The organism is Thiovibrio sp. Mzg5, assembly GCF_055379285.1.
In genome coordinates this window covers 1,033,754-1,047,924 of record NZ_AP022872.1, presented here as the reverse complement: position 1 = coordinate 1,047,924, position 14,171 = coordinate 1,033,754, and the positions used below count along the sequence as shown (strand labels likewise).

General features: G+C 57.0%; 12 protein-coding genes and 1 riboswitch. Of the genes, 7 read left to right on the top strand and 5 right to left on the bottom strand.

Annotated elements, in window-relative coordinates:
• Window positions 1–353: 353 nt before the first annotated feature.
• From ACZ46D_RS04670 to ACZ46D_RS04655, 4 genes are all read right to left on the bottom strand, one after another.
• Window positions 354–2,351 (bottom strand): helical backbone metal receptor, encoded by a 1,998-nt coding sequence (locus tag ACZ46D_RS04670; protein ID WP_464928873.1) that lies wholly within the window; start codon window positions 2,349–2,351, stop codon window positions 354–356.
• A gap of 8 nt (window positions 2,352–2,359) precedes the next feature.
• Window positions 2,360–4,390 carry a TonB-dependent receptor plug domain-containing protein gene (locus tag ACZ46D_RS04665; RefSeq protein WP_464928872.1) on the bottom strand — a complete coding sequence of 677 codons (2,031 nt, stop codon included), beginning with the start codon at window positions 4,388–4,390 and terminating at the stop codon, window positions 2,360–2,362.
• Window positions 4,391–4,546: 156 nt separating this feature from the next.
• Window positions 4,547–4,728, bottom strand: a riboswitch (cobalamin riboswitch).
• A 77-nt stretch (window positions 4,729–4,805) separates the two neighbouring features.
• Complete coding sequence (locus ACZ46D_RS04660) at window positions 4,806–5,999, bottom strand: ABC transporter permease (RefSeq protein WP_464928871.1); 1,194 nt, start codon at window positions 5,997–5,999, stop codon at window positions 4,806–4,808.
• 106 nt (window positions 6,000–6,105) lie between these two features.
• Window positions 6,106–7,275, bottom strand: coding sequence for a YncE family protein (locus ACZ46D_RS04655; RefSeq protein WP_464928870.1), 1,170 nt, complete (start codon window positions 7,273–7,275; stop codon window positions 6,106–6,108).
• 322 nt (window positions 7,276–7,597) lie between these two features.
• Here ACZ46D_RS04655 and ACZ46D_RS04650 point away from each other — a divergent pair, with 322 nt between their 5' ends.
• The 7 genes from ACZ46D_RS04650 to ACZ46D_RS04620 are packed head-to-tail and all read left to right on the top strand — an operon-like array spanning window position 7,598 to window position 12,542.
• The gene (locus ACZ46D_RS04650) at window positions 7,598–8,275 is read left to right on the top strand and encodes an ABC transporter ATP-binding protein (protein WP_464928869.1); all 678 of its coding nucleotides are present in this window, start codon (window positions 7,598–7,600) and stop codon (window positions 8,273–8,275) included.
• Between the two features lie 36 nt (window positions 8,276–8,311).
• Window positions 8,312–8,839: a TlpA family protein disulfide reductase gene (locus tag ACZ46D_RS04645; RefSeq protein WP_464928868.1), complete on the top strand. Its 528-nt coding sequence runs from the start codon at window positions 8,312–8,314 to the stop codon at window positions 8,837–8,839.
• Between the two features lie 41 nt (window positions 8,840–8,880).
• Window positions 8,881–9,366 (top strand): nitrous oxide reductase accessory protein NosL, encoded by a 486-nt coding sequence (locus ACZ46D_RS04640; protein ID WP_464928867.1) that lies wholly within the window; start codon window positions 8,881–8,883, stop codon window positions 9,364–9,366.
• Between the two features lie 7 nt (window positions 9,367–9,373).
• Window positions 9,374–9,655, top strand: coding sequence for a hypothetical protein (locus ACZ46D_RS04635; RefSeq protein WP_464928866.1), 282 nt, complete (start codon window positions 9,374–9,376; stop codon window positions 9,653–9,655).
• Window positions 9,656–9,660: 5 nt separating this feature from the next.
• On the top strand, window positions 9,661–10,863 hold the full coding sequence (locus ACZ46D_RS04630; protein ID WP_464928865.1) for an ABC transporter permease: 1,203 nt from the start codon (window positions 9,661–9,663) through the stop codon (window positions 10,861–10,863).
• A gap of 4 nt (window positions 10,864–10,867) precedes the next feature.
• Window positions 10,868–11,545, top strand: a complete 678-nt coding sequence (locus ACZ46D_RS04625; RefSeq protein WP_464928864.1) for an ABC transporter ATP-binding protein — start codon at window positions 10,868–10,870, stop codon at window positions 11,543–11,545.
• Window positions 11,535–12,542, top strand: coding sequence for a hypothetical protein (locus ACZ46D_RS04620; RefSeq protein ID WP_464928863.1), 1,008 nt, complete (start codon window positions 11,535–11,537; stop codon window positions 12,540–12,542). Before ACZ46D_RS04625 ends, ACZ46D_RS04620 begins: the two co-directional genes overlap by 11 nt.
• 45 nt (window positions 12,543–12,587) lie before the next feature.
• Here the strand turns inward: ACZ46D_RS04620 and ACZ46D_RS04615 are convergent, their stop codons facing one another.
• On the bottom strand, window positions 12,588–14,096 hold the full coding sequence (locus tag ACZ46D_RS04615) for a CARDB domain-containing protein (RefSeq protein ID WP_464928862.1): 1,509 nt from the start codon (window positions 14,094–14,096) through the stop codon (window positions 12,588–12,590).
• Between the last annotated feature and the right edge of the window lie 75 nt (window positions 14,097–14,171).

Genomic DNA, 14,171 nt, shown 5'->3' with positions numbered 1-14,171 from the left:
CTCTTTATGGTCGTGTATCCCCTTGGCAACAGGTTCTTTTATCTGTTTAACCGTGGGTGCATTTTTAGAACGCGCTACACAAGGTGTTTCCGGTTCACCTTCCTGCTGCAGGGTAAACACCGAAATCACCGAGGGGGGGGCTTGCTCCATGGGCAACAGGCGCCAGCCGACCAGAGAGATAAGCAGCAGGGCCCCGTGCAATAGCAGCGTATACAGCAGGGCCTGCACGGGTCCTCCATGCAAAACGGCAGAGGCAAGCCAAGGGAGAGATACCCGGGTGGCCCGGATTCCGGGCGTGACCTGCCTGTCCGATTGCCCGGCGGTATACAGCTCCAGTGCCCTCGAATCCGTCTTCAATCCGCGCTCCCTTTTTCCCTGGCGCATACCCCATTGACCAGCGCCTCCATGGCCTTCGCCACCAGCGGGGGCAACTGGCCCTCGGGGAAGCGCTGGTGCCAGGGTGCAACCGCATGGCCAGCCAGGCGTGCAGCCACCGCCCTGGCCCAGGATTCATGTCCTTGCGGATCGGCAAGACCTGCTTGGGCCGCATCGCTCATGGCCAGCGAACCTGCCATGAACCCGGCATATTCCGGCTGCATGAGCGCATCCTCCACGGCGGCAACCAGCTGCCGGCGATCCAGGGAGCATTCCTCGGGCTCAAGGGGCAGCAGCGAGGCAAGATGTATCCGCCGCTCCTCCAGCCGGGCAAAGATGGAGCGTTCGGCGGTTATCCTGTTCTGTCCGGCGATGGCCCGGCGTACACCATCATACACTGCGGCGGCAATGAGTTCCCCCATTTTGGTGTGTCCGCCCGCGCCGTTGATCCCGGGGCCCTCTCCCTGCACCACCAGAAGGTTGTCGGTGCCAGTGCCCGTGGCGGCATAGTTCGGACTGTAGGTGCTGCGGATGTCCAGGTCGGTCAAGGCCGCGCTCTTGGCCTCGGTGGCGGTGATGATCGCCCGGCTCATGGCCTGGTCGCTCATTCGGGCGTTGGCGAGCAAGACGATATTGATGGTGCCGGGCTCATAGAAGTTGCCGCTGTCTTTGGCCATGCGCATGGCATTGGTTTTGACCCCGGCGGTGACCAGGGCATACACGGTGAGGTCGCGAAACGATTTTTCAGCCACGACCAGATGGTCCATGTCCGCCCCGGTGAACAGCAGGCTGGTCTGGGCGGCTGGCCTGGCCAGGGCTGCAGTCACCGTCTGGCGCAAGCCGTCCAAGCCGCTGGTGTGCCCAAGCCCCCAGGAAGGCGGGGGATAGTAATGATTGCCCACGGCAAGAATACCCTCCCGCATCCCCTCCAGGGTGGAGAGTATGCGTTGCGGCTTGGTGAAATCCACCACCAGGGTTTTGTTGATGAAATCCCGGACTCGGCTTTTCTGCACCAGCGCCTGCCGGACATAGGGAAGGGGCAGCGCAACCGGCTGCGCCTCGAGCATTTGGTCTGGATACGCCTGGTGCGATGGATCGGAAAATTCCTGTTCGTACACCCGTGCCGCCAGCCAGGAAACAAAGCCGCCCATGTTGACCCCAGCCCGGCAGGTGAACTCGCAGGGGAAGGAGAAGACTTTTTTGTGTTTGACCGCCTCGATTTTTTGCAGGGCCGGGTTGGCCAGCACCGCCTCGGCGGCGGAATCCCCGCACACATAGATGGCCTGCGGATTGAACCGGACAATCTCCGCCGGGCTCACCACGATGGACTCCCCATTTCTGCCAAAACGGGGAGGGATTCCGCCAGCGCTCCGGATAAAGTCGTTCTGGAAGGAGTCGTCCCCCGGCGTTCTAATCGGCGCCTCTCCCATCAGCCTCATCACCCGCAGACGCTTGGTAGCGGGGATGGGCTCCACCTTGGCCCGGATCAGCGCCAACTCTGCGCGGATACCCTCGGCCAGGGCATCCGCCTCCTGTCCCCGGTCAAGCAGAGTGCCAAGATCGTGGAGCCGTTCAAGAGCCTGCTCCACCGAATGAACCGGCGGAAGCTCCACCACGGCGCACTGGTCTTGAAAACGTTTTTTCACCTTGTCGTGCAGGCTGGAGACCAGGATCAGATCGGGGTGGAGCGCCGCGATCCTCTCAAGGGAGGGGGCAACAAAACCGCCCACGATCTCTTTTTTTCCTTGGTCCACCGGCAGGGTATCGTGACTGGTCACCCCAACAACTGCGTCGCCAGCGCCCACGGCCACCAGCATCTCGGTGGCGGCAGGCACCAGCGACACCACCCGTCGGGGAGGATGATCCGCAGGGAACCTCTCCTGCGCATCCCGCAGCGGATCCGCCCAGGCCGGGGCAGTTGCCCCAGTCCAGAGCAGCACGAGCACAACAATAATAAAAACAGGTTTATTCCGCATAGCTCTTCTCAAAACTCGTAGGACAGAGAGGCAAAGGCCGAGCGGCCCGCGCCAGGGTAGCCCTGGCGGGTGGTGCTCCCCAGGCTTTCATCGCGGAAATTGGCCATGTAGGTGTCATACCCTGCATCAAAGATATTGTTGCAATTGATGGCTGCCAGCCAGTGTTCCTTGAAACGCTGGCTTATCCGCAGATCGGTGGTTATGTATGAATCCAGGGTGTGCTGGGGTTCGGTGGCTGTGTCCGAGACATAGACAGCGGGTCGATCGCCCACATAGCGGACCACCACGGTGGTGGTAAGCCCGGAAGGCAGAAAATAGTCGACTTGCCCCTTAAACAGATTGCGTGGGGTGTATTGGGCCTGCCGCCACATCCCGACAGCCTGCTCTTCCTCGGCATTGGTCCGGGTATAGCCTAAGCCCACCCTTACGGAATCCAGGGGCTTGGCCGTCACCCCCAATTCCCAGCCAGTAGCCTCGTAGGAATTGGTGTTTGACGGAGTATATTTGTCCCCCCACGGGCCAGGGAAGGCCGGATTTTGGGCCCAGTCGATCTTGTCATCGATGTTCCATTGAAAATAAGTTGCCGAGGCGGTCAGTTTCTTTTTCAAAAAAGATTGTTCCACAGTGAGGTCGCTGTGCCAGCCGGTTTCCGGTTTCAGATTGGGGTTCCCTCGCACATACGCGCTTTCCGGCCAGTAGAGGTCGTTCATGGTGGGCGCCTTGAAGTGCTTGCCATGACCGAGCTTGATGGTGGTCGTCTCCTGGGGGGTCACCACGACGCCGAAACGGGGCAGGGTTTCGTGGCCGAACATGGAGTGTTCCTCATAGCGCAACCCCGCAAGCAGTTTCAGGTACCGGTTTGCTTGCCACTGTGCCTCGCCGTAGTTGCCTTGGGTAAAGACATCATGCTCTGCCTCGGTGGTGGCGCCACCCACCGCCACCCCATAGGCATCCAAGGTGCCGACCTCGTTGGTGTAATCGTAATTGCGGTACTGACTGCCCGCCAGCAGGGTAACCCCTTCCGGCAACCGCATCTCCACCGTGGCCTCCAGCCCTAGAATCTCGTTGGTGACCCAGGTTTCCTGACCGGCACCGGTTGCGTTGTAGCGCTGATAAAAATAATTTTCCATGTTCACCGCATCGCCGCGCAGGGAAAGGGTCAGCCAGGAAAGCGGCTGGCTTTTCAACTCCAGGGCAGAATAAAAGTTCCGGTCACTGCCCTCGTTCACCAGGCTTGCGGCATCAGCGTTGTACATCCGGGTTCCGTTGACAACATGCTCTTGGGTGGTGTCGGGCGGCTTCACCCCCGGCACCCCGTATTCCCGGTCGATCCAGGCGCCATAGAGGCTGGCGGAGAGCAGCTTGTTCTTGTCGTGGACCATCTTGAGGGAGGCGTCGTTATGGCGGAGGTCGCTGTTGTCGCGAAAGCCGTCGCTTTCCCGGCGGGAAGCGGTGAGATAGTAGCCCAGGCCGTCGGCAACATACATGCCCTGCTCTGCGGCTAACTCCATCGCCCCCTCGGTGCCGAAACCGCTTTTCACCTTAAAGTCGGTCTTGTCATGCTCGGGGCTCTTGGTGAGGATGTTCACCGTGCCGGCCATGGCGCCGGTGCCGTACAACAGGGAGCCAGGCCCCTTGACCACCTCAACCCGGTCGATGCTTCCCATGGGCAGCAGGCCCAAATCGGCAGTGCCCAAGGAAGGAGAATTGATATTGATGCCGTTCAGAAATACCTGGGTGGCGTCACCGCCCATGCCCCGAATGTGGATCTCTTCGGTGGCCCCGCCGTAGTCGCCCCTGGTGCGCCAATCAAGTCCAGGTTCGTTGGCCAGCAGTTCGCCGAGACTCCTGGCCGGCGCGTCTTCGATATCCCCGGCGTTTTTCAGAACCACGGCATTGGGCACATCATGGACACTTTCTGCTGTCTTGGTCGCCGTCACCACCACCTCATCCATGGTGGCCACAGGCTCGGCACTGCGGGCGTAACCGGGCCAGGCAACCGTCATGGCCAGCACGGCGGCATACATCTTCTTGTTCATTTTTCTAATCCCTCCAACCAAAAATTTTCTTTTTGATCCGGGGGCATCCACGAAAGCGGATAAAAAAAATCCCCGGACCGATGATTATCGATCAGGGGATTTCCCAAAATATCCACTGGACCAGCGCCGCACCTCCCTGTCCACGAGAGGTGTGCGATACATATACTATCTCTGGCAGGTCTTCTGACTTCCGGTTCGTCCTTGTTTCGCGCCTTCCCGTTCAAAAACAGTGGCTTTATTGCGAAACTCGTCCCCGGTTACAGCGGCGGGCCCGTCCCGGATTTACACCGGGTTCCCTTTTAAGCTCTCTTCAGAGCACCTGAGATATGAGGGTCAAACTTAGCCAATATCGGGCTAATGTCAAGAATTTTATTGGTAACCTCGACAGGCCTGCGCTCAAGGCAAAAGCTGGTGGCTATGCTTCTTTGATCGCCAGCAGCGGTTCCATCCGGGCCAGGCGGAGGATGGGGAAGGCTGCGCCGATAAGACAAATGGCGATGCCGACCCCCATGGCGATGAGTCCGATGGTGATGTTGCCTGTGGTAAAGGTCGAAACTGCCCCAAGGGTGCGGAGCAGGGTGAAGTCCTTGGCCAGATAATGGATCAGAGAATGGCCCATGATCACCCCGGCAACACCGCCCATCCCACTGATCAGCAACGCCTCGGCCAGGAAGATCTTCATGATGTGAATCTGGTGGGCGCCGATGGCCCTCAGGATACCGACCTCACGCCGCCGTTCGTTGGCCAGCACGGTGAAGGTTGACCAGGCGAGGAGCAGGGCGAGAAGCGAAGAAATAAGAATGGTTATGGAAAATACCCGGAGGATGTCCTTAAGGGTATTCCGAACGTCGGCGCCGATATCGCCCCTGGTCATCACGCCAACGGTTGGGTTGACCTTGCGGATCTCTGCCACTACCTTGGACGGCAGCACCCCATCCTTGACCTTGATGAAGATAATGGAAATTTTCCCCGGTTTATACCCCCCCGTTGCCTCGGGAGAGATCTTGTTCAGGTCGTCCATGCGCATGAACACCCCATGGTCAAGTCCGGTGCTGGTCTGTTTGAGATGCCCCACCACCTTGACCCCTTTTCCAAAGAGACTGGCCGTGTTGATCAAGCCGAGATACTCGTTGACATAGCTCCCCACATAGACCTGTCCTGGTTCCAGACGCTTGGGCCCGACTTCCAGCCAGGGAGCGATCACAAAATCCTTGTCCTGATCGAAGACGATGACCTGGCCCTCATCGATACTGCAACAACCGGAAGAGAGGGTATTGAGGTAGATATGGTAGGTCGCCTGCTTGATGTCCGGCAACTCGCTGATGTCGTCGAAAACGAATTTATCCATGTAAAAGCTCTTGACCTTGCTTTCCAGGATGAATTCCTCGGCGCTGCCCTTCGCCTCGACGGGCACGATAACAATATCCGCTCCCAGCCGTTTGCTTGCTGACTCGATATCATCTTCCACCGCCTTGTTAAAGAGCATGGCAAAGGTCAGCAGGGCGACGAGCAGGGAAACCGCCAGCATCAGGACAAGGTTGCGGAACAATTTTCGGGTGACGCCTTTCCAGGCAATGGCGATGATGGTGTGTGCGTTGCGAGTTTTCATAGGTATTTAGGCTGTTGAGGAAAAATTTCTTGATCATTAAACAGGAAAACCGGAGGGCTGATTGCCCCCCGGTTTTCTATAAAACTAAAAAGCTAACGAAGGAAGCTTATTTTTTCTTCGCTGCCTTTTTTGCCCAGTTCACATCAAGACCGCAGAGTACGGCATGGGGCGCATCATCGCCGGTGCCGAGCTGCTCGTCATGACATTTCAGACAGGTGGAGGTCGGCTTGCCAACCAGTTTCTTGGCAGCAACGTCAAAGAGACGAACCTGACCGTCCATGCGCCACTCGGTATCAGAAGGCTTGGTGGGATCAACACAGCCAGGCAGGATGGTCTTGGTGCGGGTGGTGATCAGCACGTACTTGCTGTCCGGAGTGAAGATGGCGTCGTGGGTCTCTTCCATCTTGTCCATGGTCAGAGAAGCAACGGTCTTCAAGGTTTTAGCATCGATCAGGAAAAGGATGTCGCCGGTGGCGTTGGCGATGTACTTGCCATCCGGAGAATAGTACTGACGGAAGCTGACGGTGGACTTGAAGTTGCCATCAGCAACGCCTTTGCGCAGAACCTTGATCTTGCCCTGCTCAAGCGCTTTGGCATCGAGAATGAACATGTGCATCTTGCCGATAACCTCGCCCATCTCCTTGTTGGTCGGAGCGGAGTTGGACTCGTTCATGGTGATCAGGATTTCTTTCATGTCCGGAGAGTTGACGCCATGGGTGTACTTAACGCCGCCCTTGACATCGGCTTCGCTACCATCAAAGAAGAGGTTGTGCTTGATCTTCATGGTCTTCTTGTCGATGATGGTGATGTAGCCCGGCTTGTTCATGGAGATGGGCATGTAAAAGTCTTTGGTCTGGGCGGATGCGCAGTAGCCCGACTTGGTGTTCATAACCTCTTTAGGAACCGGGAAGGTGTTGTCAACCAGAACCTTCTCGGTTTTCAGGTCGCTTTTGCCATAGTGGTAGGACTCGTTGGCATGATCCGGCTTGTAGGTGGACCAGTAGATGATGTTACGGTCCTTGTTGTCAATACGGGCATCATGGAAAGCATGGCTCTTAGCCTCGCCAATGTCGACCTTGTCCAGAGAATCAAGGGTGATGGGGGTCTCTGCCTTGGGGTCGATCTTGAACACGGCCTTGGCAAAATGACCGCCCATGCCGGCGATGTAAGCGGTGCCAGCATAGTCAGCCGCGTTGGCGGTTGCTGCGCCCAACAGGCCAAGGGCGAGGGTGCCGGTGATCAGAGAGTTGCGCCAGGTAGCTTTGGTGAATCGCATTGTTTTCTCCTCATTGTAAATGTCTACAGATCGTGGGATCATGCCGACATCCGACAGCTGGTGGCTGTCTGTTCACTTATAATAACCTTGACCAAGGCGGCCAGTTCACCGATCTTGGTCAAGGCTGATTTCGCTGGTGCGACAAATTGCCATGCGACAAAATGCCGCATTGAGGTTTACGATATTACCACTCGGTGGTATATTGGCAACCTCATTTTTATGTAGAGGCAAATAATTTTGCAGGAGATTATACTTAGGGGCTTTTTGGGCTTGTTTGACCTCCTGCCCTGACCGCATACTCAATTTTACAATGGGGAAAAACGTGATCATCGAATGCAAGGATCTCACCAAGACCTACCCGGTGGAAAATACCATGGTTCATGCCGTCAACACGGTGAATCTTTCCGTGAACAAAGGGGATTTTCTTGTTATTCTGGGCCATTCCGGTTCAGGAAAAACAACGCTTTTGAGTCTGATTGGCGGCTTGACCGCTCCGGACCAAGGGCAGGTGTATATTGATGGCGTGGAAAACTGGCAGCAATCCGACCGGGCTCTTTCCACCATGCGCAACAGCAAGATCGGTTTTATCTTTCAGTTCGCCAGCCTGATTCCCACCCTCTCGGTCATGGAAAACATCCTGCTGCCCTTGAGTTTCGGGCAAAATCCCGCAGGCAGCCGCGAGCTTGCCCTGGATATTCTCGATCAGGTCGGCCTGGCGGACAAGGCCAATGCCTTTCCCTCCCAGCTTTCCGGCGGCCAGCAACGCAGGGTTGCCATTGCCCGTTCCTTTATCAATTGTCCGGATATTATTCTAGCCGACGAACCTACCGGGGATCTCGATGAAGAAACAGAAAAGGATATCCTGGCACTGTTTAGAAGATACAACGAACAGGGAACAACCTTTGTGGTGGTGACCCACAACAGCGATCTTGCCGCCACCCAAAAGGGCGCCAGGGTTTTCTCCATGCGCCAGGGCGTTCTCACTCCACAGGCTGGATGAAATTCAAAAGCTAATAGGGCACTACTGAGTAGTATTATGTTAAAAAAAATCCTCCCGATATTTCTACTCTGCACTGTTTTGCTTGTCCTTACCGCCTGTTCCGGCGGTGACCAGGCTGCCAAGAAACTAAAAATCGGCGATCCGGCCCCTGCGTTTTCCGGAACCGATCTGAGCGGGCAGCCGGTGTCGCTGACCGGATACCAAGGGCAGCCGGTCATTCTCCGTTTCTGGTCCACGGATTGCAAATTCTGCCGGGCCGATACCCCGATCTTCAACCAGTATTTTGAAAAGTACAAGGAAGCAGGGCTGCGGGTGGTCTATATCAACCGCAATTCCGACGAGGCGACGGTGCGCCAGTTCGTGGCGGACCTGGAGATCGGTTTTCCGGTGCTCATGGACAAGGACGGGACGATTTCAAAGCGGTACAATATCAAGGTGGAGCCGCAGACCATTATCATCAGCCCGGACCACCGGATTCTCGCCGCAATCCTCGGAGGGGTCAGCGAGGCTGAGCTGAAGAACCTCCTGGGTGGATACTTGAGTGAAACCGCAGAAAAACAATAGGTTATTTTATAATGGCAAGCCTGGTTCTTAAGAAAAATTTTATGAAAAAATGTGTGCAGCTCGCATGTTTTGCTTCCTTTTTCTTGCTGGCAAATCCGCTTCTGGCCGAGCCCAACAAGGATATCTCCCCCCAGGAGCGCTGTCCGGTCTGCGGGATGTTTGTGGCCAAATATCCGGACTGGATAACCCAGGTCCGGATGAACAACACCACAGTGAAGTATTTTGACGGGGTAAAGGATATGATGGCCTTTGCCCACAATCCGGCCTCCTTCGGCGCTGCCGGGCAGACCCTCAAGGAAATCTGGGTGAAAGACTACTACACCCTTGCCTGGCTCGATGGCCGTTCGGCCTGGTATGTTATCGGCAGTGATGTTTACGGACCCATGGGCCACGAGTTCATTCCCTTCAGCTCCGCCGCGGCGGCGGAAAATTTTCGCAAGGATCACAAGGGGACCAAGGTTATCCGTTTTGAAGAAATAACCGAACCGTTGGTGCAGTCCATGCGCCACGGTCAGAAGATGCGCTGAGACTCCCATGCGGCCGGCTCTTGTTTTCTCCATGCTCCTGGGCCTGCTCCTGGCCCTTGATGGTGTACTGTTTCTTGATGGCCTAGTCAGGCGCAAGGCTCAGGATGCGACCCTGGCCCAACTGGAGGTGGCCACCAGCGGCTTGGGGCTTACCGACCTGGCCGTGGCCACCGAGGCCCGCTACACCCGACATCCTGCGGTGAGCGACCCCGTGGTCCCATTTATGGATCATCCCGGAGCCATCGAACATTTTCCCACCGGCGCCTTCTGGCTGCCGCCGCAACGCTGACCGCCATGGCCCAACACAACCTCGAAAAACAGCTCAACATCCTCGATTATGCCCTCTCTTCCCTGTGGCGGCACCGCATGAAAAGCCTCAGCGTACTGCTGGTCTTTGCCGCGGTCATCTTCCTGCTCGCCTCCTTCCAGATGGTGACCCAGGCCTTATCGGACAAAGCGAAGCAGGTACTGGTCCATACCCCGGAGATCACCCTGCAAAAGATGTCTGCCGGCCGGCAGGAAGCTATTCCCTTGGTCTACCGTGACAAGCTGGCCGGGATTTTCGGCATCCGGCGGGTGGTGCCCCGGATTTGGGGCTATTATTTCGATGAGGTCCGCTTGGCCAATTACACGGTCATGGGCATGGCGGTGGATGAGATGCCCGAGGGCGCTCGTCTTGATACGACCCTGGCCAGCGGCACCATGCCGGGGCCTGGGGATGATGCGCAGGGCAGGGTGGTTATCGGCCATTCCATCACCAAAGCCCTGGACCTTGCAGGCCGCAACACCTTCTCCCTGTTTCGGCCCGATCTTTCCCTGAAAGCCTTTACGGTCAGCGGGGAGTTTTCCCGGGACACCGATATCCTGACCAACGACCTCATCGTCATGAACCTGGCCGACGCCCGCGATCTCTTCGCTATTCCCGCCGGGCTGGTGAGCGATCTTTGCGTGTACGTGGCCAACCCCAAGGAGATTGAGACCATTGCCAAAAAAATCTCCGAGGCGTTGCCTGGGGTTCGGGTGCTGACCCGGCCGCAGATTCAGAAGACCTATCAGGTCGTCTTCGGCTGGCGCAGCGGCTTCGGCTCCATCTGCCTGCTTTCTGCCCTGGCAGCCTTTGTCATCCTGGCCTGGGACAAGGCCTCCGGCCTTTCCCCGGAAGAGCGGCGGGAGATCGCCATCCTCAAGGTGCTGGGCTGGGAAACCAGCGATATCCTGGCGGTGCGCTTCTGGGAATCGGTGATTGTTTCCGGCCTGGCCTGCATTCTCGGCATAACCGCAGCCTACATCCATGTGGTCTACTTTGCCGCCTCGCTCTTCAGACCGGTGCTCATGGGCTGGTCCGTGCTTCGGCCTGACCTGCATCTTTTGCCCAGGATGGCGGCGGGGGACATCCTGCTGATCTTGGCATTCACTGTGATTCCCTATCTGGCAGCCACGGTGATTCCGGCCTGGCGCAGCGCCACGGTTCCCGCCGATTCGGCGCTGGGAGGCTGATGAGATGCTGATCGAACTTTCCGGGGTGAGCAAGATATACAATCAGGGACGGGCCAACGAGGTGCGGGCCTTGAGCGACATCGACCTTGGGGTGGAGCAGGGGAGCATGGTCTGCCTCAAGGGGCCCAGCGGCTCGGGCAAGTCCACCCTGCTTGCCATCATCGGTTGCATCTTCCCGCCTACCAGCGGCAAGGCCGCCATTGCCGAGCGGCAGCTGGCCCGGCTGCCGGACCGTTTTCTCACCCTGCACCGGCGGGAAACCATTGGCTTTATCTTCCAGCGCTTTAATATCCTCCCGGAGCTGACGGTGCTGGAGAACATCACCCTGCCCCTGCTGCCGCTGGGCGTACCGCCCAAGGAACGGAAGCTCCGGGCTCAGCAGCTTTTGGAGCGTTTTGCTATCAGCCACCGGGCCCAGTTTCCGGCCGGGCAGATCTCCGGCGGCGAGCTGCAGCGGGTGGCCATTGCGAGGGCGCTGATCAACAACCAGCCCATTATCTTGGCCGACGAACCCACGGCCCATCTCGACACCACCCTGAGCCGTGAATTCATGGAGATCATGCAGCAGTTGAAGGCAACGGGTAAGACCATTGTCATCGCCTCCCACGACCCGCTGGTCTTCGAGCATCCGGCCATCGACCGGACCGTCACCATCAAGGACGGCAGAATCCATGTTCCTTAACCCCTGGAGTCTGGCCCTCAGCCTCTGTAGCCTGGTGGTGCTCATGCTTGGCGCGGTGGCCGGGAAAACAGCGGTGCGGGTCCTGCGTTTCTGGGAGCCCGGCAGCGACAGCAACCGGCAGATCCGGCTGGAAAACGAGATCTGGCTTTCCTCAACCCTGGTTGCCTACGGTCTGGGCTTCCAGATCATCACCCTGATCCTCTTCGTCCTTGCAGCCGATCAGTTCTGCCAGGTCATCGTCGGGGCCATGTGCGCCACCGGCGCCCTGCTGGCAAATCCCTTTGGCATGCCCGCGCTGCTGGTCAAGCTGTTTGGCGTCTTTTTTTACGGCTTCTGGATCCTTCTCCATCAACTGGACATCCGTTCGGAGCACTACCCCCTGGTGCGGATCAAGTACCTGGCCCTGCTCCTGCTTCTGCCTCTGCTCGTCCTCGATGCCACCCTGCAAACCCTCTATATCGCCGGGATCAAGCCGGACATCATCACCTCCTGCTGCGCCGTGGTCTTTGGCGAGAGCACCGGCGGCTCCACCAATCTCATAACCGGTTATTCGCAACAGGGATTGCTGCTGGCCTTTATCGGTTTCATTGTCGGACTTGTGCTTCTGGGGTGGGGATTGTTGCGGCGGTGGCATTCTTGGTTGGCTGGGCTCTATGCCGCGGGCTGGCTCTGGTTTTTCGTCCTTTCCCTGGTGGTGATCACCACGGTGGTTTCATCCTATGTCTACGCCATGCCCTACCATAAATGCCCGTTTTGTATCCTCAAGCCGGAGTATCATTATTTCGGTTTTGCTCTGTATGGCGCTTTGATTCCGGCAACGTTTTTCGGGGTAAGCGCACCGCTGGCTGGTCTGGTGCGGAGAAAGGGAGGGTTGGCTGGGGTGGTTGATCGCTATCAGCGACTGGCGGTAAAACTTTCCCTGGTTTTGTTGGTGATTTTTTCAGGGTTGTCGTTCTATCACTATCTCAAATATCTGATCAGCGGCGGGGAAGGGTAGGGGACTGTAGCTAATACAGGGCGGTGTCCTATTTGTGCAGCAGCATTATTTTTTCTGGGTGGTTATTTCCACCATCCGGCTTATCACCGTCTCCACTCCGGCAATATCGGTCACTTTCACTTCGAGAGGTTGCTTTCCGAACTCGAAAGCCAAGTCAAAGGCGACTGCCTTTTGCCCGTCAAGGTCAATTGTCTTCCAGGCGCCGTCCGCAGCGCGAGCTTCCATGGTTCTTATCATTTCAGGGTTTTCCAGCGCTACCTTCACCTTCACCATGTTCTGCGCAAAAACCTCCCCCTCCGCAGGAGATTCGATGGTTAGGGAAGGTCTCTTGCACTCCACGTTTATCTTGCGGGAAGCCTCTGTTTGATTGCCGGAGCAATCTACAGCGCGGAAGTAAACAACATGCTCGCCGGGCTGAATGATGATCTCCTCGGCAATTTTGTCATCCCCCTTCCTCTGGGTCCATAGCCCTCCGTCTATCCTGTATTCCATGAGCGATATGCCTGATTCGTCGATGCCGCGCGCCTCCAGTTTTACTTTCGGGCTGTCAAATTTCTTCCCCTCTTCCGGCAGAGTGATCTCAATCTGCGGGGGGTTGTCCTTCCCTGATACCTTGACGATGAGAAGCGCCTCGTTATTGAAACGCGAATTTTCCTCCAGTGTTTTATCGGGGTCGATGACGACCCGCAGAGCCTGCTCGCCCGGCACCGCCGTCCAAGAGAACCTGACCTGTTGCGCCCCGTAAAGCGGTACTTCCGGAAGGGTCATGCGGCCCACCTCGATGGAATTTGCGCTGCCAACCGGTGATTGCAACAGGGCCACAGTGATGTCCTTGCCGGGATCCATGCCGAGGTTATGTATATTGGCGGTGATCTCCACCCTTTCGCCGGGGGGCAACTCGCCCTGCTTCGAGATAGTTATATCGTTGGAGTTGACCCCCAGATCCATGCCCTTAAAACGGAAACCTGGGGTGTCATAGACTTTCTTCTCCGCAGCCCCTCGCGATTCTGCTATGACAAAGGTATCAACCACGGTGAGCCTGTACAGAATCTGGAAATCACTGGTTACGACATAATGACCGCCGCGCAGGTGTTCGGATTTAACCTCAATCCTGTTTTCGTTTTCCGGACTGCCGGGATAACGGATCGCACGCGGAGGGATAGGAAAGGAGTAATGGCCTTCCGGCATGGAATCAACAAACGAGGCGATCTTGACATCATTGAAATTGATGTCTGCATTATAAGGCACATATGCGCTCCTGGCCCACGGGAGGGAGAAGTTGATTTCCAGCCACGCCTCCACCAGATTCGTGGTCATCCACGCTCCGTCTTGCATGAATGCCGAGAAATCTATCATGCCGTTGCCCGTGGTGTCGGCATGAATAAAATCTACCACCCCGTCTCCGTCAGTATCTTCGCCGATCACCATCACCCGTCGGCTGTCATGTACTGTTCTTAAAAGCCACCAGTCTGTGCGTTCCTTTGAATAACGTGAAGCCTTCACCTCGGCCTTGGCCCAGCAGTCTAAGGGGAGAATGTTTAGAAGTTGCAGCATACTATCTCCTTTCTTTAGCGTTCCACCCGTCCGAATGCAGTTACTTTGAAAGAACGAATAAGTAACCGGCAAGCG

What these genes read in the sequence shown, in the direction of transcription:
- ACZ46D_RS04670 (WP_464928873.1), bottom strand. Translation starts at nt 2,351, where the DNA reads ATGCGGAATAAACCTGTTTTTATTATTGTTGTGCTCGTGCTGCTCTGG.
- ACZ46D_RS04665 (WP_464928872.1), bottom strand. Translation starts at nt 4,390, where the DNA reads ATGAACAAGAAGATGTATGCCGCCGTGCTGGCCATGACGGTTGCCTGG.
- ACZ46D_RS04660 (WP_464928871.1), bottom strand. Translation starts at nt 5,999, where the DNA reads ATGAAAACTCGCAACGCACACACCATCATCGCCATTGCCTGGAAAGGC.
- ACZ46D_RS04655 (WP_464928870.1), bottom strand. Translation starts at nt 7,275, where the DNA reads ATGCGATTCACCAAAGCTACCTGGCGCAACTCTCTGATCACCGGCACC.
- ACZ46D_RS04645 (WP_464928868.1), top strand. Translation starts at nt 8,312, where the DNA reads ATGTTAAAAAAAATCCTCCCGATATTTCTACTCTGCACTGTTTTGCTT.
- ACZ46D_RS04640 (WP_464928867.1), top strand. Translation starts at nt 8,881, where the DNA reads ATGAAAAAATGTGTGCAGCTCGCATGTTTTGCTTCCTTTTTCTTGCTG.
- ACZ46D_RS04635 (WP_464928866.1), top strand. Translation starts at nt 9,374, where the DNA reads ATGCGGCCGGCTCTTGTTTTCTCCATGCTCCTGGGCCTGCTCCTGGCC.
- ACZ46D_RS04630 (WP_464928865.1), top strand. Translation starts at nt 9,661, where the DNA reads ATGGCCCAACACAACCTCGAAAAACAGCTCAACATCCTCGATTATGCC.
- ACZ46D_RS04625 (WP_464928864.1), top strand. Translation starts at nt 10,868, where the DNA reads ATGCTGATCGAACTTTCCGGGGTGAGCAAGATATACAATCAGGGACGG.
- ACZ46D_RS04620 (WP_464928863.1), top strand. Translation starts at nt 11,535, where the DNA reads ATGTTCCTTAACCCCTGGAGTCTGGCCCTCAGCCTCTGTAGCCTGGTG.
- ACZ46D_RS04615 (WP_464928862.1), bottom strand. Translation starts at nt 14,096, where the DNA reads ATGCTGCAACTTCTAAACATTCTCCCCTTAGACTGCTGGGCCAAGGCC.